Below are 21,182 nucleotides of genomic sequence, written 5' to 3'. Positions count from 1 at the left end.
CTTGTTGTTGCGAAGGTCAGGACAGGCGGAGTGTCTTCCGTGCCGGGCGGGCAGCGGCCTCGGATGGCACCCCGGTCGTCCGGGCAGGTATCGCGGTAGTACAAGAACATGCACGAGTCAGCAGAGTAAACAGTAGAAACAGTTTCCACGGGTGCGCCGTGCGGTGGTGCCCGAACACGAGCAGTAACGGTCGACCCCTGCGGGAGGGACACAGTGGAGTCTGGCGCAGCGACGCGGGGCACGGACACGCGCGCGAAGGGCGGACGGTCCCTGAGTGGGCAGGGCAGGGCGCGGGGCGGGACCACCGAGGTGGACTCGGCGGCCCTGAACCGTTTGATGGTGGCCCTGCTGGCGATGCGGGACGGCAACTTCCGCAAGCGGCTCACGGTGTCCGGCGACGGCCCGATGTCGGAGATCGCCGCGGTCTTCAACGAGGTGGCCGACCGCAATCTTCATCTGACGGGTGAGCTGGCGCGGGTACGGCGCATGGTGGGGCGTGAGGGGAAGCTCACCGAGCGCCTGGAGACGGGGCCCTGCGAGGGTTCCTGGTCGACCGCGATCGACAACTCGAACGCGCTGGTGGACGACCTGGCACGGCCCGTTTCCGAGGTCAGCCGGGTGCTGTCGGCGGTGGCCGAGGGTGATCTGTCGCCGCGGATGGAGCTGCGGACGCAGGTCACCGACGGATCGGGGCAGCCGCTGCGCGGAGAGTTCCTGAAGGTCGGCCGTACCGTCAACAATCTGGTCGACCAGCTGTCGAGTTTCACCGACGAGGTCACGCGTGTGGCCAGCGAGGTCGGTACCGAGGGCAAGCTGGGCGGTCAAGCCCGGGTGCGCGGTATGTCCGGTTCGTGGAAGGACCTCACGGACTCGGTCAACACCATGGCGGAGCGGCTGACGGCGCAGGTGCGCGACATCGCGCTGGTGACGACGGCGGTGGCCCGCGGCGACCTGTCGCGCAAGGTCACCGTGCATGTCGAAGGCGAGATGCTGGAGCTGAAGAACACCGTCAACACGATGGTGGACCAGCTCTCGGCGTTCTCCTCCGAGGTGACGCGTGTCGCACGCGAGGTGGGCACCGAGGGCGCGCTGGGCGGGCAGGCGCAGGTGCCCGGGGTGGACGGCGTGTGGAAGGAGCTCACCGATTCGGTGAACACCATGGCCGGGAACCTGACGGCCCAGGTGCGCGGGATCGCGGAGGTGACGACCGCCGTCGCCAACGGTGACCTGTCGCGGAAGGTGACCGTACCGGCGCGCGGCGAGGTCGCCCAGCTCGCCGAGACGATCAACCAGATGACCGAGACGCTGCGGATCTTCGCCGACGAGGTGACCCGGGTCGCCAACGAGGTCGGGGCCGAGGGGCAGCTGGGCGGCCAGGCGAACGTGCCGGGGGCCGCCGGTACCTGGAAGGACCTGACGGATTCCGTCAACACCGTGTTCCGGAACCTGACCACTCAGGTGAGGGACATCGCCGCGGTGACGACGGCGGTGGCCAACGGCGACCTGTCGCAGAAGGTCACCGTGGACGTGGCCGGCGAGATGCTGGAGCTGAAGAACACCGTCAACACGATGGTGGACCAGCTGTCCTCCTTCGGTGCCGAGGTCACGCGGGTGGCGCGCGAGGTCGGTGTCGAGGGTGAGCTGGGTGGGCAGGCGCAGGTGCCGGGGGCGGCGGGTACCTGGAAGGACCTGACGGACTCCGTCAACACCGCGTTCCGCAACCTCACCGGTCAGGTGAGGAACATCGCCCAGGTCACGACGGCGGTGGCCAACGGCGACCTGTCGCAGAAGGTCACCGTCGACGTCTCCGGCGAGATGCTCCAGTTGAAGAACACCGTCAACACGATGGTGGATCAGCTGTCGAGCTTCGCCGACCAGGTCACGCGCATGGCCCGGGACGTGGGCACGGAGGGCCGACTGGGCGGTCAGGCCCGGGTGGACGGCGTGTCGGGCACCTGGAAGGAACTCACCGACTCCGTCAACTCGATGGCGTCCAATCTGACCGGCCAGGTGCGCAACATCGCCCAGGTCACGACGGCGGTGGCCCGGGGTGACCTGTCGCAGAAGATCACGGTGGACGCGCGCGGCGAGATCCTGGAGCTGAAGAACACCGTCAACACGATGGTGGACCAGCTGTCCTCGTTCGCCGACCAGGTCACGCGGGTGGCCCGTGAGGTGGGGACGGAGGGCCGTCTGGGAGGTCAGGCGCAGGTGCCCGGGGTCGCCGGGGTGTGGCGCGACCTCACCGACTCCGTGAACGGCATGGCCGGCAATCTCACCGCGCAGGTGCGCAACATCGCCCAGGTGGCGACGGCGGTGGCCCGGGGTGACCTGTCGCAGAAGATCACGGTGGACGCGCGCGGCGAGATCCTGGAGCTGAAGAACACCCTGAACACGATGGTGGACCAGCTGTCGTCGTTCGCCGAGGAGGTCACGCGGGTGGCGCGTGAGGTGGGGACGGAGGGCATCCTCGGCGGTCAGGCCGAGGTACAGGGCGTCTCCGGCACCTGGAAGGACCTCACCCAGTCGGTGAACGGCATGGCGAACAACCTGACCCTCCAGGTGCGCAACATCGCCGAGGTCACCACGGCGGTGGCCCGGGGCGATCTGTCGAAGAAGATCACCGTCGACGCCAAGGGCGAGATCCTCGAGCTCGTCACCACCGTCAACACGATGGTGGATCAGCTGTCGTCGTTCGCCGAGCAGGTGACCAGGGTGGCGCGTGAGGTGGGCACCGAGGGCATCCTGGGCGGCCAGGCCCACGTGCCCGGGGTCACGGGCATCTGGAAGGACCTGAGCGACAACGTCAACCTGATGGCCAAGAACCTCACCACCCAGGTGCGGAACATCTCCGAGGTCTCCGCCGCGGTCGCCAACGGTGACCTGACGCGGCAGGTCACCATCGAGGCGCGCGGGGAGCTGGCGCAGCTCGCCGACACCATCAACATCATGGTGCGGACGCTGAGTTCGTTCGCCGAGCAGGTCACCAAGGTGGCCCGCGAGGTGGGTACGGACGGCATCCTCGGCGGTCAGGCGCACGTACCGGGGGTGGCCGGTACGTGGAAGGACCTCACCGAGTCCGTGAACCGGATGGCGTCCAATCTGACCGGCCAGGTACGCAACATCGCCATGGTGACCACGGCCATCGCCAAGGGTGACCTGACGAAGAAGATCGACATCGACGCGCGGGGCGAGATCCTGGAGCTGAAGACCACCATCAACACGATGGTGGACCAGCTGTCCTCGTTCGCCGAGGAAGTCACGCGGGTGGCCCGCGAGGTGGGTACCGAGGGCCAGCTCGGCGGCCAGGCACGCGTGCGGGACGTCGACGGCACCTGGCGGGACCTGACCGAGTCGGTGAACGAGATGGCCGGGAACCTGACCCGGCAGGTGCGTGCCATCGCGCGCGTGGCGACCGCGGTGACCCGCGGCGACCTGAACCTGAAGATCGACGTGGACGCGTCCGGGGAGATCCAGGAACTCCAGGACTACATCAACAAGATGATCGCCAACCTGCGCGACACCACGATCGCCAACAAGGAGCAGGACTGGCTGAAGGGCAACCTGGCCCGCATCTCCGCGCTGATGCAGGGCCGCCGGGACCTGGAGGACGTGGCCTCGCTGATCATGAGCGAGCTGACGCCCGTGGTCTCCGCGCAGCACGGCGCGTTCTTCCTCTCGATGCCGCTGGTCGACGGGGAGGACGTGAGCGTCGCCGAGGACGACCAGTACGAGCTGCGCATGCTCGGTTCGTACGGCTACTCGCTGGGCTCCATGCCGACGTCGTTCCGGCCCGGTGAGGGGCTCATCGGGACGGCCGCCATGGAGAAGCGCACGATCCTGGTGGCGGACGCGCCCAGCGGCTACCTGAAGATCTCCTCGGGGCTCGGGGAGGCGCCGCCGGCCCAGGTGATCGTGCTTCCGGTGCTGTTCGAGGGGACCGTGCTGGGCGTCATCGAACTGGCCTCCTTCACGCCGTTCACGCACATCCAGAAGGACTTCCTGAACCAGATCGCCGAGATGATCGCGACGAGCGTCAACACCATCTCGGTGAACACCAAGACGGAGCTGCTGCTGACCCAGTCGCAGGAGCTGACCGAACAACTCCGTGAGCGCTCCGCCGAGTTGGAGCAGCGGCAGAAGGCGCTGCAGGCGTCCAACGCCGAACTGGAGGAGAAGGCCGAACTGCTGGCGCGGCAGAACCGCGACATCGAGGTGAAGAACACCGAGATCGAGGAGGCGCGGCAGGTCCTGGAGGAGCGCGCCGAGCAACTCGCGGTCTCCATGCGCTACAAGAGCGAGTTCCTGGCCAACATGTCGCACGAGCTGCGGACGCCGCTCAACTCCCTGCTGATCCTGGCCAAGCTGCTCGCCGACAACGCCGAGGGGAACCTCTCCCCGAAGCAGGTCGAGTTCGCCGAGACCATCCACGGCGCGGGCTCCGACCTGCTGCAGCTGATCAACGACATCCTCGACCTGTCGAAGGTCGAGGCGGGCAAGATGGACGTCTCCCCGACGCGTATCGCGCTCGTCCAGCTCGTGGACTACGTGGAGGCCACCTTCCGGCCGCTGACCGCGGAGAAGGGCCTGGACCTGTCGGTCAGGGTCTCCCCGGAGCTGCCGGCCACGCTGCACACCGACGAGCAGCGGCTGCTCCAGGTGCTGCGCAACCTGCTGTCGAACGCGGTGAAGTTCACCGACTCCGGGTCGGTCGAGCTGGTCATCCGGCCCGCCCGGGACGACGTTCCGCAGGCCATCCGGGAGCAGTTGCTGGAGGCCGGTTCGCTGACCGACCCGGACGCCGACCTGATCGCGTTCTCGGTGTCCGACACGGGCATCGGGATCGCCGCCAGCAAGATGCGGGTGATCTTCGAGGCGTTCAAGCAGGCGGACGGCACGACCAGCCGCAAGTACGGCGGTACGGGGCTCGGGCTGTCCATCTCGAGGGAGATCGCGCAACTGCTCGGCGGTGAGATCCACGCACAGAGCGAGCCGGGCCGCGGCTCGACGTTCACGCTGTATCTCCCGCTGTACCCCAGCGAGTTGCCTCCGCACGGTTACCAGCAGACCATGCCGACGCTGGAGAGCGGCGGTCCGGCGGTGTCTGCCGCCCCCGCGGTCGTGGCACCGGCCGAGGTGACGTCGTACCGGGAGATCCAGAACGGTCCGGCCGCGCTGTTCCGGCGGCGCCGCAGGCCGCTGCCCCAGCTGGATCGGAGGCCCGCGCCGCAGGCCGCCGAGCAGGGGACCGACACGGAGCAGGGGCTGGAGCCGGCGGCCCGGTCGCACCGCGGTATCCGGTTCGGCGGGCAGAAGGTGCTCATCGTCGACGACGACATCCGCAACGTGTTCGCGCTGACCAGCGTCCTGGAGCAGCACGGCCTTTCCGTGCTGTACGCGGAGAACGGCCGCGAGGGCATCGAGGTGCTGGAGCAGCATGACGACGTGGCGGTCGTCCTGATGGACATCATGATGCCCGAGATGGACGGTTACGCGACGACGACGGCGATCCGTCGGATGCCGCAGTTCGCGGGGCTCCCGATCATCGCGCTCACCGCGAAGGCGATGAAGGGCGACCGGGAGAAGGCGATCGAGTCGGGAGCCTCCGACTACGTGACGAAGCCCGTCGACCCCGATCACCTGCTGTCGGTGATGCAGGAATGGATGAGGGGAGTGAGGGACATGAGGGGCACGAAGGGGCCCGAGGAGGCATGAGGGGCATGAGGCGGGCCTGAGGGCGACACCACGGGAAGGGGGGCGCGTGGGCGGCGCCCTCCCGGCGTGCGATGGTGGTGGAAGGCTACGCCGCGCACGGGGAACCGTTGTCGTGGTGTGCGCGAAGTTGTGTAGGAGTACGTGATCCGGGGAACCTTCTGGTCTCCTGCCGCGTTTCCGCTACGTACACAGTGACATCACGGTGACAGGGTGTGGCGACAGGCGGGGTGCGGCTACGATGACCGGCACGAGGACGGGCGGCGCAAGGGAGTCGTCCCCTGGGGCGGCACCCGTCGGTGCCCATCCAGGTCCTGCGGACAGGGGAGGCCCCAAGCCGGGGCGAGGAGGGCGGGCCATGGTGCAGAAGGCCAAGATCCTCCTGGTCGATGACCGGCCGGAGAATCTGCTGGCGCTGGAGGCGATCCTCTCGGCGCTCGATCAGACGCTGGTACGGGCATCGTCCGGGGAAGAAGCGCTCAAGGCACTGCTCACGGATGACTTCGCGGTCATCCTGCTGGATGTCCAGATGCCGGGCATGGACGGTTTCGAGACCGCGGCGCACATCAAGCGGCGGGAGCGGACCCGGGACATCCCGATCATCTTCCTCACCGCGATCAACCACGGCCCGCACCACACCTTCCGCGGCTACGCGGCAGGTGCGGTCGACTACATCTCCAAGCCGTTCGACCCGTGGGTGCTGCGTGCGAAGGTCTCGGTCTTCGTCGACCTTTACATGAAGAACTGCCAGCTGAGGGAGCAGGCGGGGCTGTTGCGGCTCCAGTTGGAGGGCGACGAGAAGGAGGCCGGGGAGCAGAAGGAGCCCGTCGGTCTGCTCGCCGAACTCTCCGCGCGGCTCGCGGCTGTCGAGGAACAGGCCGAGGCCCTGACCAAGCAGCTCAACGACGAATCCACCGACGCGGCCGCGGTGGCCACGGCGGCCCACCTGGAGCGCAAGCTCACGGGGTTGCGGCGCGCGTTGGACGCGCTGGAGCCGGGCACGGGCCCCGTGTCGCCGTTGCCGTCGCAGAACTGACCAGCAGGGTACGGCTCTTGCCGCTCACCCGGTGCGGTCCCGGGGTGAGGCGGCGTCAGTTCGGCGCCTTTGTCGAAGCGACACGAACGGGTGAAGCATCTGGCACGCGTGTCCACAGGCGTCTCCACCGGTAACCTCACCCCCATGGCCTCACGTCCCTCCGCCGCCAAGAAGCCACCCGCGAAGAAGGCGGCTGCTTCCGCGAAGGCTCCGGCGAAGAAGGCCGCTGCCAAGAAGCCGCCCGCGAAGAAGACCACGGCCAGGAAAGCCCCCGCGGCCAAGAAGGCCGCGGTGAAGAAGCCCGCGCCCAAACCGGCTCCCAGCCCGACGGGCGGCGTTTACCGCCTGGTGCGCGCCCTGTGGCTCGGCCTGGCACATGCCGTCGGGGCGGTCTTCCGCGGCATAGGACAGGGCGCGAGGAACCTCGACCCCGCCCACCGCAAGGACGGCCTCGCGCTGCTGCTGCTCGGCATCGGCCTCGTCGTCGCCGCGGGCACCTGGGCCGACCTCGAGGGGCCCGTGGGCGACCTCGTGGAGATCCTGGTCACCGGTGCCTTCGGCCGGCTCGACCTGCTGGTGCCGATCCTGGTCGGGGTCGTCGCCGTGCGCCTCATCCGGCACCCGGAGAAGCCGGAGGCCAACGGCCGCATCGTCATCGGCCTGTCGGCCCTCCTCATCGGGGTGCTCGGCCAGATCCACATCGCCTGCGGTTCGCCCGCCCGCGACGGCATGCACGCCGTACGGGACGCCGGCGGGCTCATCGGCTGGGGCGCGGCCACGCCACTGTCGTACACCGTGACCGATGTGCTCGCCGTGCCCCTGCTGGTGCTGCTCACCGTCTTCGGTCTGCTGGTCGTCACGGCCACCCCGGTCAACGCCGTCCCGCAGCGGCTGCGGTTGCTCGGCACCAGGCTGGGGCTCGTCCACGACCGGACACCGGAGGAACACGGCGAGCACGGCGAGTACGGCGATGACGACGCGCGCTACGAGGAGCAGTGGCGCGAGGCGTTGCCCGCGAGCCGCCGCGGCCGCGGTCGGGCGTCCCAGGGGCACGAACCCGGCATCCCCGACAGCGCGGAGCAGGAAGCGCTCTCCCGGCGGCGCTCCCGCCCGCGCCGGTCCGCGGTGCCGCAGCCCGACACGAACCGGCCGATGGACGCCGTGGACGTGGCCGCCGCTGCCGCCGCCGCGCTCGACGGTGCGGTGCTGCACGGGATGCCGCCCTCACCGATCGTCGCCGACCTCACCCAGGGCGTACGCGTGGGGGACCGCGAGCCGACCACGCCGAGACCGGTCCCGGCCGCCCGTCCCCGGCAGGAGAGGCCGAGGGAGGACGAGCCGGAGCCGGAGAGGCCCAGGGCGGGCATCCTGGACATGACGAAGGCGCCGCCCGCCGAACCCCGGGACCTGCCCGCCCGCGCGGAGCAGCTCCAGCTCTCCGGTGACATCACCTACTCGCTGCCCTCCCTCGCCCTGCTCCAGCGCGGCGGCCCGGGCAAGGCGCGCAGCGCGGCCAACGACGTCATCGTCGACGCTCTGCGGAAGGTCTTCACCGAGTTCAAGGTGGACGCCGACGTCACCGGCTTCACCCGCGGCCCGACCGTCACCCGCTATGTGGTGGAGCTCGGACCGGCCGTCAAGGTCGAGCGGGTGACCGCGCTGACGAAGAACATCGCGTACGCCGTCGCCAGCCCCGACGTACGCATCATCAGCCCCATTCCCGGCAAGTCCGCCGTCGGCATCGAGATCCCGAACACCGACCGGGAGATGGTCAACCTCGGCGACGTACTGCGGCTCGCGGAGTCCGCCGAGGACGACGACCCGATGCTGGTCGCTTTCGGCAAGGACGTCGAGGGCGGCTACGTCATGCACTCGCTGGCGAAGATGCCGCACATCCTGGTCGCCGGCGCCACCGGCTCCGGCAAGTCGTCCTGCATCAACTGTCTGATCACGTCGGTGATGATGCGGGCGACGCCGGAGGACGTCCGGATGATCCTGGTCGACCCCAAGCGCGTGGAGCTCACCGCCTACGAGGGCATCCCGCACCTGATCACACCGATCATCACCAACCCCAAGCGGGCCGCCGAGGCGCTCCAGTGGGTCGTCCGCGAGATGGACCTGCGCTACGACGACCTGGCCGCCTACGGGTACCGGCACATCGACGACTTCAACCGCGCGGTGCGCGCCGGCAAGGTCAAGCCGCCGGAGGGCAGCGAGCGCGAGCTCCAGCCGTACCCGTATCTGCTGGTGATCGTGGACGAGCTGGCCGACCTGATGATGGTCGCCCCGCGCGACGTCGAGGACGCCATCGTGCGCATCACGCAGCTCGCGCGGGCGGCCGGTATCCACCTGGTGCTCGCCACCCAGCGGCCCTCGGTCGACGTCGTCACCGGTCTGATCAAGGCCAATGTGCCCTCCCGGCTCGCGTTCGCCACCTCGTCCCTCGCGGACTCGCGGGTCATCCTCGACCAGGCCGGCGCCGAGAAGCTGATCGGCAAGGGCGACGGACTCTTCCTGCCGATGGGGGCGAGCAAACCCACCCGTATGCAGGGCGCGTTCGTGACCGAGGAAGAGATCGCCGGTGTCGTCCAGCACTGCAAGGACCAGATGACGCCCGTCTTCCGGGAGGACGTCGTCGTCGGGACCAAGCAGAAGAAGGAGATCGACGAGGACATCGGCGACGACCTCGACCTGCTGTGCCAGGCGGCCGAACTGGTCGTCTCCACCCAGTTCGGGTCGACGTCCATGCTCCAGCGCAAGCTGCGCGTGGGCTTCGCGAAGGCCGGCCGGCTCATGGACCTCATGGAGTCCCGGAACATCGTCGGGCCGAGCGAGGGTTCGAAGGCGCGTGACGTTCTGGTGAAGGCCGACGAGCTGGATGGAGTGCTCGCGCTGATCCGGGGGGAGTCTGAAGGGTAGGAGGGACGCGGCCGTTGCTCCGCAGCAGTCGGACGGCGGATCGTGACCCACCCGTGAGGGATCACCGCGCAACCGTTTCCCTTCGACGTACGTCAACGTGAGGGAAGTGTCAGAACGCAGGTCCACCATCGGTGTGTCGGGCCATTCCGATGGCGTACAAAGTACTACCGCCCGGTTGCCCCACCCTTTTGTCATCCCCCTAGACTGAACCTCCAGCACAGGCGGCTACACGCTCGAAAGGCGCCCCCGTGTCCATCGGCAACTCTCCTGAAGACGAGCGTCCGTTCGAAGACGTATCCGAGGAAGCCCGCCCCTCCGTCGGCCGTGCGCTGCAGCAGGCACGCATCGCCGCCGGCCTCACCGTCGACGACGTCACCACCGCCACCCGGGTCCGTATCGCCATCGTGCGCGCCATCGAGGCGGACGACTTCGAGCTCTGCGGCGGTGACGTCTACGCGCGCGGGCACCTCCGAACCCTGGCCAGGGCCGTGCAGCTCGACCCCGCCCCGCTGATCGCCCAGTACGAGGCCGAGCACGGAGGCCGCCCGGCCCCCACCCCGGCCGCACCCCTGTTCGAGGCGGAACGCATCCGCCCGGAGCGGCGCGGACCCAACTGGACCGCAGCCATGGTCGCCGCGATCGTCGTCGTGGTCGGCTTCGTCGGATTCACCATGGTCAAGGGCGGTGACGACGGCGGCCAGGAGAACGTCGCCGACGGCGCCACCCCCAGCACGTCCGCCCCGTCCACCCCCAAGTCCAAGAAGCCCGCCGTCCCCGAGCCGGAACCCTCGGACAGCGCCATCGCGGCCGCGCCGCAGGACAAGGTGACCGTCATGGTGAGCGCCCCCGACGGGCGCAGCTGGATCTCCGCCAAGGACCACAGCGGCCGGCTGCTCTTCGACGGGCTGCTCAAGCAGGGCGACTCCAAGACCTTCCAGGACAGCACGAAGATCAACCTGGTGCTCGGTGACGCCGGCGCGATCGACCTCTTCGTCAACGGCAAGAAGATCGAGGACGACTGGCAGCCGGGGGCCGTGGAGCGCCTCACGTACACGAAGGGCGACCCGCAGGCCGGATAGCGGGATGCGGGTGATGTCTCGCCGGCGGGGCCGTCCCGGACGGGTCGGCCCCCCTCGGCGAACCCCGTCGATGGGGGGTGCCGACGGGACGAAGTAGTCTTGAGCCCATGCCTGAACGCCGCACCGTCGCACTCGTCACCCTTGGCTGCGCCCGTAACGAGGTGGACTCGGAGGAGCTCGCAGGCCGTTTGGAGGCGGACGGCTGGCAGCTCGTGGAGGACGCCGGAGAAGCGGACGTCGCCGTCGTGAACACCTGCGGCTTCGTCGAAGCCGCCAAGAAGGACTCCGTCGACGCCCTCCTGGAGGCCAACGACCTCAAGGGTCACGGAAGAACGCAGGCCGTGGTGGCGGTGGGCTGCATGGCCGAGCGGTACGGCAAGGAACTGGCCGAGGCGCTCCCCGAGGCCGACGGCGTGCTCGGCTTCGACGACTACACCGACATCTCGGACCGCCTCCAGACCATCCTGAACGGCGGCATCCACGCCTCCCACACCCCCCGTGACCGGCGCAAGCTGCTGCCGATCAGCCCCGCCGAGCGCCAGGAGTCCGCCACATCCGTGGCCCTCCCGGGGCACGGCCCGGTGGACCTCCCCGACGGCCTCGCCCCGGCCTCCGGACCCCGCGCGCCCCTGCGGCGCCGGCTGGACGGCACCCCGGTCGCCTCGGTGAAGCTCGCCTCCGGCTGCGACCGGCGCTGCTCCTTCTGCGCCATCCCGTCCTTCCGCGGCTCCTTCATCTCGCGCCGCCCCAGCGATGTGCTGAACGAGACGCGGTGGCTGGCCGAGCAGGGGGTGAAGGAGATCATGCTGGTCTCCGAGAACAACACCTCCTACGGCAAGGACCTCGGGGACATCCGCCTTCTGGAGTCCCTGCTGCCCGAACTCGCCGAGGTCGACGGCATCGAGCGGGTCCGCGTCAGCTACCTCCAGCCCGCCGAGATGCGCCCCGGCCTGATCGACGTACTGACCTCCACACCGGGGGTCGTCCCGTACTTCGACCTGTCCTTCCAGCACTCCGCGCCCGGTGTGCTGCGCGCGATGCGCCGCTTCGGCGACACCGACCGCTTCCTGGAGCTCCTCGACACCATCCGGGGCAAGGCGCCCGAGGCCGGTGTGCGCTCCAACTTCATCGTCGGCTTCCCCGGCGAGTCCGAGGCCGACCTCGCCGAGCTGGAGCGGTTCCTGAACCATGCCCGGCTGGACGCCATCGGCGTCTTCGGCTACTCCGACGAGGAGGGCACCGAGGCGGCGACGTACGAGCACAAGCTGGACCAGGACGTCGTCGCCGAGCGGCTGGCACATGTCTCCCGGATGGCCGAGGAACTCGTCTCGCAGCGTGCCGAGGAGCGGGTCGGCGAGACCGTGCACGTGCTGGTGGAGTCCGTCGACGAGGAGGAGGGCGTGTACGGGCGCGCGGCGCACCAGGCCCCCGAGACGGACGGTCAGGTGCTGCTCACGAGCGGCACGGGTCTGCGTCCGGGCCGTATGGTCGAGGCGAAGGTCGTCGGCACGGAGGGTGTCGACCTGGTGGCCGAGCCGCTCTTCCAGGGTTCGCCCGCGTTGAGTCAGGAGGCTGGCAGATGACGGGTGTCCCGGCATCCGCGGCGGGAGGCCCCTCCGGCGCGAGGAGGGCGTCGGCGAGTCCGGCGGGCCGCCCGAGGGCCGGTGGGACCGCGGGCGGTGACGCCTCCCGGACCTCGGTTTCCGGCGGCATGACCGACCGGGTCCCCGGCAGCAGCGGCAACGGCCGTGGCGGTGACGACCGTGACCGTGACGGGCAGTCGGCGCGGGGCGGGAAGATCACGGCGGCGGCCGTGAACCAGGCCAGCGTCTGGAACGTCGCCAACCTGCTCACCATGCTCCGGCTGGTGCTCGTACCGGCATTCGTCGCCCTCATGCTCGCCGACGGCGGATACGACCCGGCCTGGCGGGCGTTCGCGTGGGCGGCCTTCGCCGTCGCCATGATCACCGACCTGTTCGACGGTCATCTGGCGCGCACCTACGACCTCGTCACCGACTTCGGCAAGATCGCCGACCCCATCGCCGACAAGGCGATCATGGGAGCGGCGCTGATCTGTCTCTCCTCGCTGGGCGACCTCCCCTGGTGGGTCACCGGTGTCATCCTCGGCCGGGAACTCGGCGTCACGCTGCTGCGTTTTCTGGTCATCCGCCACGGTGTGATCCCGGCAAGTCGCGGGGGCAAGCTCAAGACCCTCACCCAGGGCGTGGCCGTCGGCATGTACGTGCTGGCGTTGACCGGGTGGCTGGCCACCCTGCGGTTCTGGGTGATGGCGGCGGCCGTCGTGCTCACGGTCGTGACCGGACTCGACTACGTGAGACAGGCCATGGTGCTGCGCAGGAAGGGAATCATCGAGCGCGAAGCGGCGTTGAAAGAGCCGGAAGCTTGAGTTCCCGGGCCGCCGAAGCAGTGCGACTGCTCACCGTCAAGGGTGAGACGCTCGCCGTCGCCGAGTCGCTCACCGGCGGCCTGGTCGCGGCGGAGATCACCTCCGTGCCCGGAGCGTCGAAGGTCTTCCGAGGTTCGGTGACGGCCTACGCCACCGAGCTGAAGCACGGACTGCTCGGCGTCGACGCCACTCTGCTGGCGCAGCGCGGGGCGGTGGATCCGCAGGTGGCGGCCGAGATGGCGGCCGGCGTCCGCAAGGCGCTGGGCGCCGACTGGGGCATCGCGACCACGGGTGTCGCCGGCCCGGACCCCCAGGACGGCCAACCCGTCGGGACCGTCTATGTGGCGGTGTCCGGGCCGTCGGTGACGGATTCCGTCTTTGCCGGTGGCGGAAAAGTGAAGCATCTGCGATTGAACGGCGACCGGGCGGAAATTCGTATGGAGAGTGTACGGAGCGTACTCGCACTGCTTCTCGGGGAGCTTGCGGGCGAACAGACCGGGAATGAGCGGGCACAGGATACGGAACGGAACGGGGGGTTTTGATGTTTGCAGCCCAGAGTGAACACGACATCGCTCCCCGCACGGCCGCAGCACAAGGCGGTACGGTGGGGCGAGAAGGATCCGGATACACGGCCCGAGGAGGGAGCCACCGATGATTCTGCTCCGTCGCCTGCTGGGTGACGTGCTGCGTCGGCAGCGCCAACGTCAGGGCCGTACTCTGCGCGAAGTCTCCTCGTCCGCCCGAGTCTCACTCGGCTATCTCTCCGAGGTGGAGCGGGGGCAGAAGGAGGCTTCCTCCGAGCTGCTCTCCGCGATCTGCGACGCGCTGGACGTACGGATGTCCGAGCTCATGCGGGAAGTGAGCGACGAGCTCGCCCTCGCCGAGCTGGCCCGGTCGGCTGCGGCGACCCCCAGCGAACCCGTGCCCGCGTCGGTCCGTCCGATGCTGGGCTCCGTCTCGGTGACCGGCGTGCCACCGGAACGGGTGACCATCAAGGCGCCCGCCGAGGCGGTCGACGTCGTCGCCGCCTGAGCGGCGTGAAGGTGTGAGAGGCCCCGGCCGGGGTCCTTCCGGAAGATCCGGAGGGGCGTCGCCGGGGTTTTCGCTTGCCCGCTGCTTCCCGGTGCGTGCGTTTGCCGGTCCGGTGCATGGCGGCGATGGTTGAGGGAACGAGGGAGAAATCCACACGCGGTGACCGGCCTTGGAGGCGCGGATGTACGTCGTGAAGAGCCCGTTGTCCGACGAGAACCTGAAGACCGTGTCCGAGGCGCTCCAGGGGGCCCTCGTCGACCTGGTGGACCTCGCTCTGGTGGCGAAGCAGATCCACTGGAACGTCGTCGGGCAGCGCTTCCGCTCCGTGCACCTACAGCTCGACGAGGTGGTGGCCCTCGCGCGGACCCACTCCGACACCGTGGCGGAGCGTTCCGCGGCCCTGGGTGTCTCACCCGACGGGCGCGCCGCGACGGTGGCCGTCGGCAGCGGCATCGGGGTGACGCCCGAGGGCTGGGTCGACGACACGGCCGCGGTGGGCGCCATGGTGGACGCCCTGGGCGCGGTGATCGAGCGGATGCGCGAGCGGGTCGGTGCGACCGCCGAGCCGGACCCGGTGAGCCAGGACATCCTCATCTCGGCGACGGCGGATCTCGAGAAGCAGCACTGGATGTTCCAGGCCGAGAACGGGTGATGTGGCCCCGGGCGCTGTGCCGAGCGGTGGGGTGGACGTGCGGCACACGGGGCACACGGGGCGTAAACGGCCTGTGACGGCGGTGGCGGTGCGGTGGCCGGCGCCGGGGGTGGTGCGCCCGTGTGCCGGGGGTGCGCCCTGGCTGCCCGGGTGAGCGCCCCTATAGCGTCCGGCTGGAGGTGCCGGAGGTGGGGGCCATGAGAGTGCGGGCGGTTCGCTGGGGTGCGGCGCTGGGGCTCGGGGCGCTGTGGTGGTGGGCCGTGGCGAGGCTGTTGCTCGTGCCCGAGGCGGGGACGCTGGAGGCGACGGTCGCGGCCGGAGGATGGGGGCTGAGCGTACTTCCGGTGCACTGCATGCCGAAGGCGCGGGCCGAAGGAGCCCTGGCGCCCGGGCGCTGGCGTCGGGCCTGGAACACGGGCGCGGCCGCCGCGCCCGTGACCGGCACAGCGGCCGACACCACATCCGAGGTCACCACATCCGAGGTCACCACGTCCGCGGTCACCACGGCATCGCCGCGCCCCCGTCCGGACGGGGAATCCGGCTGGTGGTGAAGGCCGCCGTGGGGACCGGGCCCGGCTGGCAGGCGGGGCACCAGTAGGTGGGGCGCTCGCGGGAACCGTCGCCCTGGTCGGCCCGGCGGACCGGAGTGCGGCAGCGCAGACAGGGGCGGTCCGCACGACCGTAGACGAACAGGTCCTGGCCACGACGGCCGGTGGTGCTGCGGACCGGGCGGTCGCGGTTGTGCCCCAGCAGCTTCCTGGCGGACTTGAGCAGCTTCGCTGCGCGTTCGGCGGACAGGTCACCGACGGGGAGCCAGGGCGTGACACCGAGCAGGAAACAGAGCTCGCTCTTGTACACGTTGCCGATACCGGCGAGGTTGCGCTGGTCCAGCAGGGCTTCGCCGAGCGGGCGGGCCGGGTCCCGGAGAAGGTTCGCCAGCGCCAGGGCGGTATCCCAGTCGGGGCCCAGCAGGTCGGGGCCGAGGTGGCCGACCACGCGGTCCTCGTCGGTGGTGCGCAGGAGTTCGAGGACGGGCAGACGGTAGCCGACGGCGGTGCGGCCGGTGTTGCCCAGGATCGCGCGGATCTGGTGGGCGGGGCCGCCGCTCCAGCGCTGCCCGTGCGCGTACACCCGCCAGGAGCCGTCCATCCGCAGGTGCGAGTGCAGGGTCAGACCGTCCTCGACCCGGGTGAGCAGGTGCTTGCCGCGCGGGGTGACGTCCAGGACGGCGCGGCCGGTCAGGTCGGCCGTGGCGAACCGGGGCACCCGCAGGTCGCTGCGGGTCAGCACCGTGCCGGCGAGGGCGTCGTGCAGCCGCCGCGCGGCCTGCCAGACGGTGTCTCCTTCGGGCATGGGGCAAGGGTCGCACGCTCTCGTGCGGCGGGCAGGCCCGCTGGTCAGGGGCGCAGGCGCAGGCCTCGGGGGGTCGCGACGAAGCCCGCGGCCTCCAGGAGTGCCCCGAGCGGGGACGTCAGGGCGGGAGCGCTGTTGAGGCGCTCCACCGTGACCGTGCCGAGGGAACCCGCGCGCGCGGCCGCCGCGAGCGCTTCCGCCGCGGCCGGGAGGCGGGGGTCGTCGGCGGGCTCCCCGCCCGGGTCCGCGGGCCAGGCCAGTACCGTCTTGCCGCCGCGCTCCACGTAGAGCGTCAGCTCACCGTCGACGAGCACCACCAGCGAGCCCGCCTTGCGGCCGGGCTTGTGTCCGGCGCCCGTCGGAGGCTCTGGCCAGCCCAGTGCGGCACCGTACGCGTTCGCGGGATCGGCGGCGGCCAGGACGACGGTGCGCAGGGCGGGGTCCGGGCCGGTGCGGCGGCCCGCGAAGGGGTCGTACGAGGGGCGCCCCCCGTGCTGCCGGAGACCGGGAGCAGGGTCGCGGGAGCCGTCGGGGGGCGGGGCGAAGCCATGGAGAGCGGAGGGAGCGGGGTCGCCGTCGAGGAGGCCGGAGCCTCCCCGGCCCGGGCCGTTCCAGTCCGTGGCGTCCGGGCCGCCCCGGCCCGGGCCGGGGAGGGGCTCCCCCCGCTCGCGGGCGTTGGCCGCCGCGCGGAGGCGGTCCACTGCGCCGTCCATGGCGAACTGGGCGGCCCCCAGCCCTTCGACCACGTAGCCGCGCCGGGCCTGCCCGGTCTCCTCGAAGGCGGACAGGACGCGGTAGACCGCGGAGAAACCGCCCTCCACACCCTCCGCCGAGACGGCGCCCCGAGTCACCACGCCGTGCCGGTCGAGCAGGGTGCGGGCCAGTGCGTGGGCACGGACCGTGAGGTCGGCCTCCCGGTCCGGGAGCAGCGACCAGCGTCCGGCGACGGTCGGTGGGCCGGTGCGGGAGGTACCGCGGGCGGCTGCCGTGAGCGAGCCGTAGCGGCCGCGCGGCACCGGGCGCTTCGCGCGGTGGGCGGTCGAGCCCGCGGTACGGCCCGAGCCCAGCAGGGAGCGCATGGGGGCGAGGGTGTCGTTGGTCAGCAGGCCGGACCAGACCAGGTCCCAGAGGGCGTCGGCCAGCTGGGGGTCGGTGGCCTCGGGGTGGGTGGTGGCGCGGACCTGGTCGGCGATCTGGCGGAAGAACAGACCGTAGCCGCCGGCGAGGGCGTCCAGCACCGACCGGTGCAGGGCGGTCGTCTCCAGAGGGTGCGCGGGCGGCAGGAGCAGCGGGGCCGCGTCCGCGAGGTACAGGGAGACCCAGCCGTCCTTTCCCGGGAGGGAACCGGCACCGGCCCACACCACCTCCCCGGCGGCCGTGAGCTCGTCCAGCATCGCGGGGGAGTAGTGCGCGACCCGGGAAGGCAGGACCAGCTTCTCCAGGGCGGACGCGGGCACGGACGCACCCTGCAACTGCTCGACGGCGCGCACCAGGCCGTCGACGCCGCGCAGCGTGTGCCCCTTGCCGATGTGCTGCCACCGGGGCAGGAACTGGGCGAGCGCGGCCGGCGGCACCGGCTCCAGCTCGTGCCGCAGGGCGGCCAGGGAACGGCGGCGCAGCCGGCGCAGCACGGTCGCGTCGCACCACTCCTGGCCGATCCCGGCCGGGTGGAACTCGCCCTGGACGACCCTGCCCGCCGCCGAGAGCCGCTGCAGGGCACCCTCGGTGACCGCCGTGCCCAGCCCGAAACGGGCCGCGGCGGTGGCCGACGTGAACGGGCCGTGGGTCCGGGCGTACCGTGCGAGGAGGTCGCCCAACGGGTCCTTGACCGGTTCGGTGAACGCCTCCGGCACGCCGACCGGCAGCGCCGTGCCCAGCGCGTCGCGCAGCCGCCCGGCGTCCTCGACCGCCGCCCAGTGCTCGGCGCTGGCGACGCGGACCCGGATCGCGCGGCGGGCCGCGGCCAGCTCCTGGGCCCACCCCGGCTCGGCGCCCCGCTCCGCCAGCTCGGCCCCGGTGAGCGGTCCGAGCACGCGCAGCAGGTCGGCCACGCCCTCCACGTCCTTGACCCGCCGGTCCTCGGTGAGCCACTGCAGCTCGCGCTCCAGCTCGGCCAGCACCTCGGCGTCGAGCAGCTCACGCAGCTCCGCCCGGCCGAGCAGCTCGGCCAGCAGCCGCGAGTCCAGCGACAGGGCCGCCGCGCGGCGCTCGGCGAGCGGGGAGTCGCCCTCGTACAGGAACTGGGCGACGTACCCGAACAGGAGCGAGCGGGCGAAGGGCGACGGCTCCGGAGTGGTGACCTCGACGAGCCGCACCGTGCGGGACTCCAGATCGCCCATCAGCTCGACGAGCCCAGGGACGTCGAAGACGTCCTGGAGACATTCGCGGACGGCCTCCAGGACGATCGGGAACGAGCCGAACTCACCCGCCACCTGGAGCAGCTGGGAGGCACGCTGACGCTGCTGCCACAGCGGGGTGCGCTTGCCGGGGTTGCGGCGCGGCAGCAACAGCGCACGGGCGGCGCACTCGCGGAAACGGGACGCGAACAGCGCCGAGCCGCCCACCTGGTCGGTGACGACCTGGTCGACCTCCCCCTTGTCGAAGACCACGTCCGCCGCGCCCAGCGGCGCCCGGTCCGCGTCGTACTCGGTGCCCGTGCCCGCCGGCTCCTGGTCGAGCAGGTCCAGACCCATCAGGTCGGCGTCCGGCAGGCGCAGCACGATGCCGTCGTCGGCGTGCATCACCTGGGCGTCCATGCCGTACCGCTCGAAGAGGCGGGCACCGAGCGCGAGCGCCCACGGGGCGTGCACCTGGGCCCCGAACGGGGAGTGCACCACGACCCGCCAGTCGCCGAGCTCGTCCCGGAAACGCTCCACGACGATCGTGCGGTCGTCCGGGACGTGGCCGCAGGCCCGGCGCTGTTCGTCGAGGTAGGACAGCACGTTGTCGGCGGCCCAGGTGTCCAGCCCGGCGGCCAGGAGCCGCGGCCGCGCCTCCCGCGGGGACAGCGAGCCGACCTCCCGCAGGAACGCGCCCACCGCGCGGCCCAGTTCCAGCGGGCGGCCCAGCTGGTCCCCCTTCCAGAACGGGAGCCGCCCCGGTACGCCCGGGGCCGGAGAGACCAGCACCCGGTCGCGCGTGATGTCCTCGATGCGCCAGGAGGTGGTGCCGAGCGTGAAGACGTCACCGACCCGGGACTCGTAGACCATCTCCTCGTCGAGCTCGCCGACCCGCCCGCCGCCCTTCTTGGGGTCGGCGCCCGCGAGGAACACCCCGAACAGTCCCCGGTCGGGGATCGTGCCCCCGGAGGTGACGGCGAGGCGCTGGGCACCGGGACGGCCGGTGATCTCGCCCGTGACCCGGTCCCACACCACGCGCGGGCGCAGCTCCGCGAACGCGTCGGACGGATAGCGGCCGGCGAGCATGTCCAGCACGCCCGTGAAGGCCGACTCGGGCAGCGAGGCGAAGGGGGCCGCCCGGCGCACCAGGGCCAGCAGATCGTCGAACCGCCAGGTGTCCATGGCCGTCATCGCGACGATCTGCTGCGCCAGGACGTCCAGCGGGTTCGCGGGGACCCGCAGCGACTCGATGGCGCCGGTCCGCATCCGCTCGGTGACCACGGCGGCCTGGACGAGGTCGCCCCGGTACTTCGGGAACACCACGCCCGTGGAGACCGCCCCCACCTGGTGGCCCGCGCGGCCGACGCGCTGGAGCCCCGAGGCCACCGACGGCGGCGACTCGACCTGGACCACCAGGTCGACCGCGCCCATGTCGATGCCCAGCTCCAGACTGGAGGTGGCGACCACCGCGGGCAGCCGGCCCGCCTTGAGGTCCTCCTCGACCAGGGCCCGTTGCTCCTTGGACACCGAGCCGTGGTGCGCGCGGGCGATGACGGCGGGCGCGCCCCGGGCGGCCCCGGAACCGCCCATGAGCTCGGCCGGGGAGTGGTGCTCACCCAGCGGTTCCCCGGTGGCCCGCTCGTGGGCGATCTCGTTGAGCCGGTTGCACAGGCGCTCCGCGAGCCGGCGGGAGTTCGCGAACACGATCGTCGAGCGGTGGGACTGGACCAGATCGGCGATCCGCTCCTCGACGTGCGGCCAGATCGACGGGCGCTCCGCCCCCTCCGACGCCTCGGCCACCGGAGAGCCGCCCAGCTCCCCCAGATCCTCGACCGGGACCACGACGGAGAGGTCGAACTCCTTGCCGGCCTCGGGCTGGACGATCTCCACCCTGCCGCGCGGGGACAGGTAACGGGCGATCTCGTCGACCGGGCGGACCGTCGCCGACAGGCCGATGCGGCGGGCCGGCCGGGGCAGCAGTTCGTCCAGCCGCTCCAGGGAGAGCCCGAGGTGCGCCCCGCGCTTGGTGCCGGCGACCGCGTGCACCTCGTCCAGGATCACCGTCTCCACGCCCGTCAGCGCGTCCCGCGCGGCCGAGGTCAGCATCAGGAACAGGGACTCCGGAGTGGTGATGAGGATGTCCGGCGGGCGGGTGGACAGGGCCCGGCGCTCGGCGGGCGGGGTGTCGCCGGAGCGGATCCCGACCCTGACCTCGGGCTCGGGCAGCCCCAGGCGCAGGGCCTCCTGGCGGATGCCGGTCAGCGGGCTGCGGAGATTGCGCTCGACGTCGACGGCCAGGGCCTTCAGCGGGGAGACGTACAGGACGCGGCAGCGCTTTCGGTGGTCCGCGGGCGGGGGCGCGGCGGCCAGCTGGTCCAGGGCCGCGAGGAACGCGGCCAGCGTCTTGCCGGAGCCGGTGGGAGCGACGACCAGCACATCCGCCCCCTCCTGGATGGCCCGCCAGGCGCCGGACTGGGCCGCGGTGGGCGCGGAGAACGCCCCCGTGAACCAGCCGCGGGTCGCGGCGGAGAAGCCGTCCAGAGCTCGGTGCGCAGTGCTGACCATGCGTACATCCTGCACCCGGGCACTGACAACGGGCCTGAGCAGGCAGGACGGCCCCGGCGAGGCCGGTTCGGGGGAAGAGTGACAATGA

General features: G+C 71.2%; 12 protein-coding genes. 10 read left to right on the top strand and 2 right to left on the bottom strand.

Annotated features, from left to right (window positions below):
- The first annotated feature begins 213 nt into the window (after positions 1 to 213).
- The 10 genes from ACTWJ9_RS08130 to ACTWJ9_RS08085 all read left to right on the top strand — a co-directional run bounded on the left by ACTWJ9_RS08130 (position 214) and on the right by ACTWJ9_RS08085 (position 15,388).
- A complete protein-coding gene (locus ACTWJ9_RS08130) occupies positions 214 to 5,715 on the top strand; it encodes a HAMP domain-containing protein (RefSeq protein ID WP_443295507.1) in 5,502 nt (1,833 codons plus the stop codon).
- Between the two features lie 355 nt (positions 5,716 to 6,070).
- On the top strand, positions 6,071 to 6,748 hold the full coding sequence (locus tag ACTWJ9_RS08125; protein WP_279333474.1) for a response regulator: 678 nt from the start codon (positions 6,071 to 6,073) through the stop codon (positions 6,746 to 6,748).
- Positions 6,749 to 6,892: 144 nt separating this feature from the next.
- Positions 6,893 to 9,667: a DNA translocase FtsK gene (locus ACTWJ9_RS08120; protein ID WP_387038070.1), complete on the top strand. Its 2,775-nt coding sequence runs from the start codon at positions 6,893 to 6,895 to the stop codon at positions 9,665 to 9,667.
- 248 nt (positions 9,668 to 9,915) lie between these two features.
- Positions 9,916 to 10,746 carry a helix-turn-helix domain-containing protein gene (locus tag ACTWJ9_RS08115; protein WP_279333472.1) on the top strand — a complete coding sequence of 277 codons (831 nt, stop codon included), beginning with the start codon at positions 9,916 to 9,918 and terminating at the stop codon, positions 10,744 to 10,746.
- 107 nt (positions 10,747 to 10,853) lie between these two features.
- Positions 10,854 to 12,329 (top strand): 30S ribosomal protein S12 methylthiotransferase RimO, encoded by a 1,476-nt coding sequence (rimO, locus tag ACTWJ9_RS08110; protein WP_279333471.1) that lies wholly within the window; start codon positions 10,854 to 10,856, stop codon positions 12,327 to 12,329.
- Positions 12,326 to 13,153, top strand: coding sequence for a CDP-diacylglycerol--glycerol-3-phosphate 3-phosphatidyltransferase (gene pgsA, locus ACTWJ9_RS08105; RefSeq protein ID WP_279333470.1), 828 nt, complete (start codon positions 12,326 to 12,328; stop codon positions 13,151 to 13,153). Before rimO ends, pgsA begins: the two co-directional genes overlap by 4 nt.
- Entirely contained in the window at positions 13,150 to 13,695 is a 546-nt protein-coding gene (locus ACTWJ9_RS08100; protein ID WP_279333469.1) for a CinA family protein, read from the top strand. Before pgsA ends, ACTWJ9_RS08100 begins: the two co-directional genes overlap by 4 nt.
- 109 nt (positions 13,696 to 13,804) lie before the next feature.
- Positions 13,805 to 14,185, top strand: coding sequence for a helix-turn-helix domain-containing protein (locus ACTWJ9_RS08095; protein ID WP_109380085.1), 381 nt, complete (start codon positions 13,805 to 13,807; stop codon positions 14,183 to 14,185).
- A gap of 181 nt (positions 14,186 to 14,366) precedes the next feature.
- A complete protein-coding gene (locus ACTWJ9_RS08090) occupies positions 14,367 to 14,837 on the top strand; it encodes a Dps family protein (protein WP_279333468.1) in 471 nt (156 codons plus the stop codon).
- A gap of 197 nt (positions 14,838 to 15,034) precedes the next feature.
- Complete coding sequence (locus ACTWJ9_RS08085) at positions 15,035 to 15,388, top strand: hypothetical protein (protein ID WP_387038074.1); 354 nt, start codon at positions 15,035 to 15,037, stop codon at positions 15,386 to 15,388.
- Here the strand turns inward: ACTWJ9_RS08085 and ACTWJ9_RS08080 are convergent.
- Complete coding sequence (locus tag ACTWJ9_RS08080) at positions 15,336 to 16,190, bottom strand: Fpg/Nei family DNA glycosylase (RefSeq protein ID WP_443295506.1); 855 nt, start codon at positions 16,188 to 16,190, stop codon at positions 15,336 to 15,338. The two genes, ACTWJ9_RS08085 and ACTWJ9_RS08080, sit on opposite strands and share 53 nt — an antisense overlap.
- Positions 16,191 to 16,234: 44 nt before the next feature.
- Entirely contained in the window at positions 16,235 to 21,094 is a 4,860-nt protein-coding gene (locus ACTWJ9_RS08075; protein WP_443295505.1) for an ATP-dependent helicase, read from the bottom strand.
- Between the last annotated feature and the right edge of the window lie 88 nt (positions 21,095 to 21,182).

The organism is Streptomyces sp. GDS52, from assembly GCF_052246875.1.
GTDB lineage: Bacteria > Actinomycetota > Actinomycetes > Streptomycetales > Streptomycetaceae > Streptomyces > Streptomyces cathayae.
The sequence above is the reverse complement of the archived record's forward strand: the minus strand, read 5'-3'. Positions and strand labels throughout refer to the sequence as shown.

What these genes read in the sequence shown, in the direction of transcription:
- ACTWJ9_RS08095 (WP_109380085.1), top strand. Translation starts at nt 13,805, where the DNA reads ATGATTCTGCTCCGTCGCCTGCTGGGTGACGTGCTGCGTCGGCAGCGC.
- ACTWJ9_RS08085 (WP_387038074.1), top strand. Translation starts at nt 15,035, where the DNA reads ATGAGAGTGCGGGCGGTTCGCTGGGGTGCGGCGCTGGGGCTCGGGGCG.
- ACTWJ9_RS08120 (WP_387038070.1), top strand. Translation starts at nt 6,893, where the DNA reads ATGGCCTCACGTCCCTCCGCCGCCAAGAAGCCACCCGCGAAGAAGGCG.
- ACTWJ9_RS08075 (WP_443295505.1), bottom strand. Translation starts at nt 21,094, where the DNA reads ATGGTCAGCACTGCGCACCGAGCTCTGGACGGCTTCTCCGCCGCGACC.
- ACTWJ9_RS08125 (WP_279333474.1), top strand. Translation starts at nt 6,071, where the DNA reads ATGGTGCAGAAGGCCAAGATCCTCCTGGTCGATGACCGGCCGGAGAAT.
- rimO (WP_279333471.1), top strand. Translation starts at nt 10,854, where the DNA reads ATGCCTGAACGCCGCACCGTCGCACTCGTCACCCTTGGCTGCGCCCGT.
- ACTWJ9_RS08080 (WP_443295506.1), bottom strand. Translation starts at nt 16,190, where the DNA reads ATGCCCGAAGGAGACACCGTCTGGCAGGCCGCGCGGCGGCTGCACGAC.
- ACTWJ9_RS08090 (WP_279333468.1), top strand. Translation starts at nt 14,367, where the DNA reads ATGTACGTCGTGAAGAGCCCGTTGTCCGACGAGAACCTGAAGACCGTG.
- pgsA (WP_279333470.1), top strand. Translation starts at nt 12,326, where the DNA reads ATGACGGGTGTCCCGGCATCCGCGGCGGGAGGCCCCTCCGGCGCGAGG.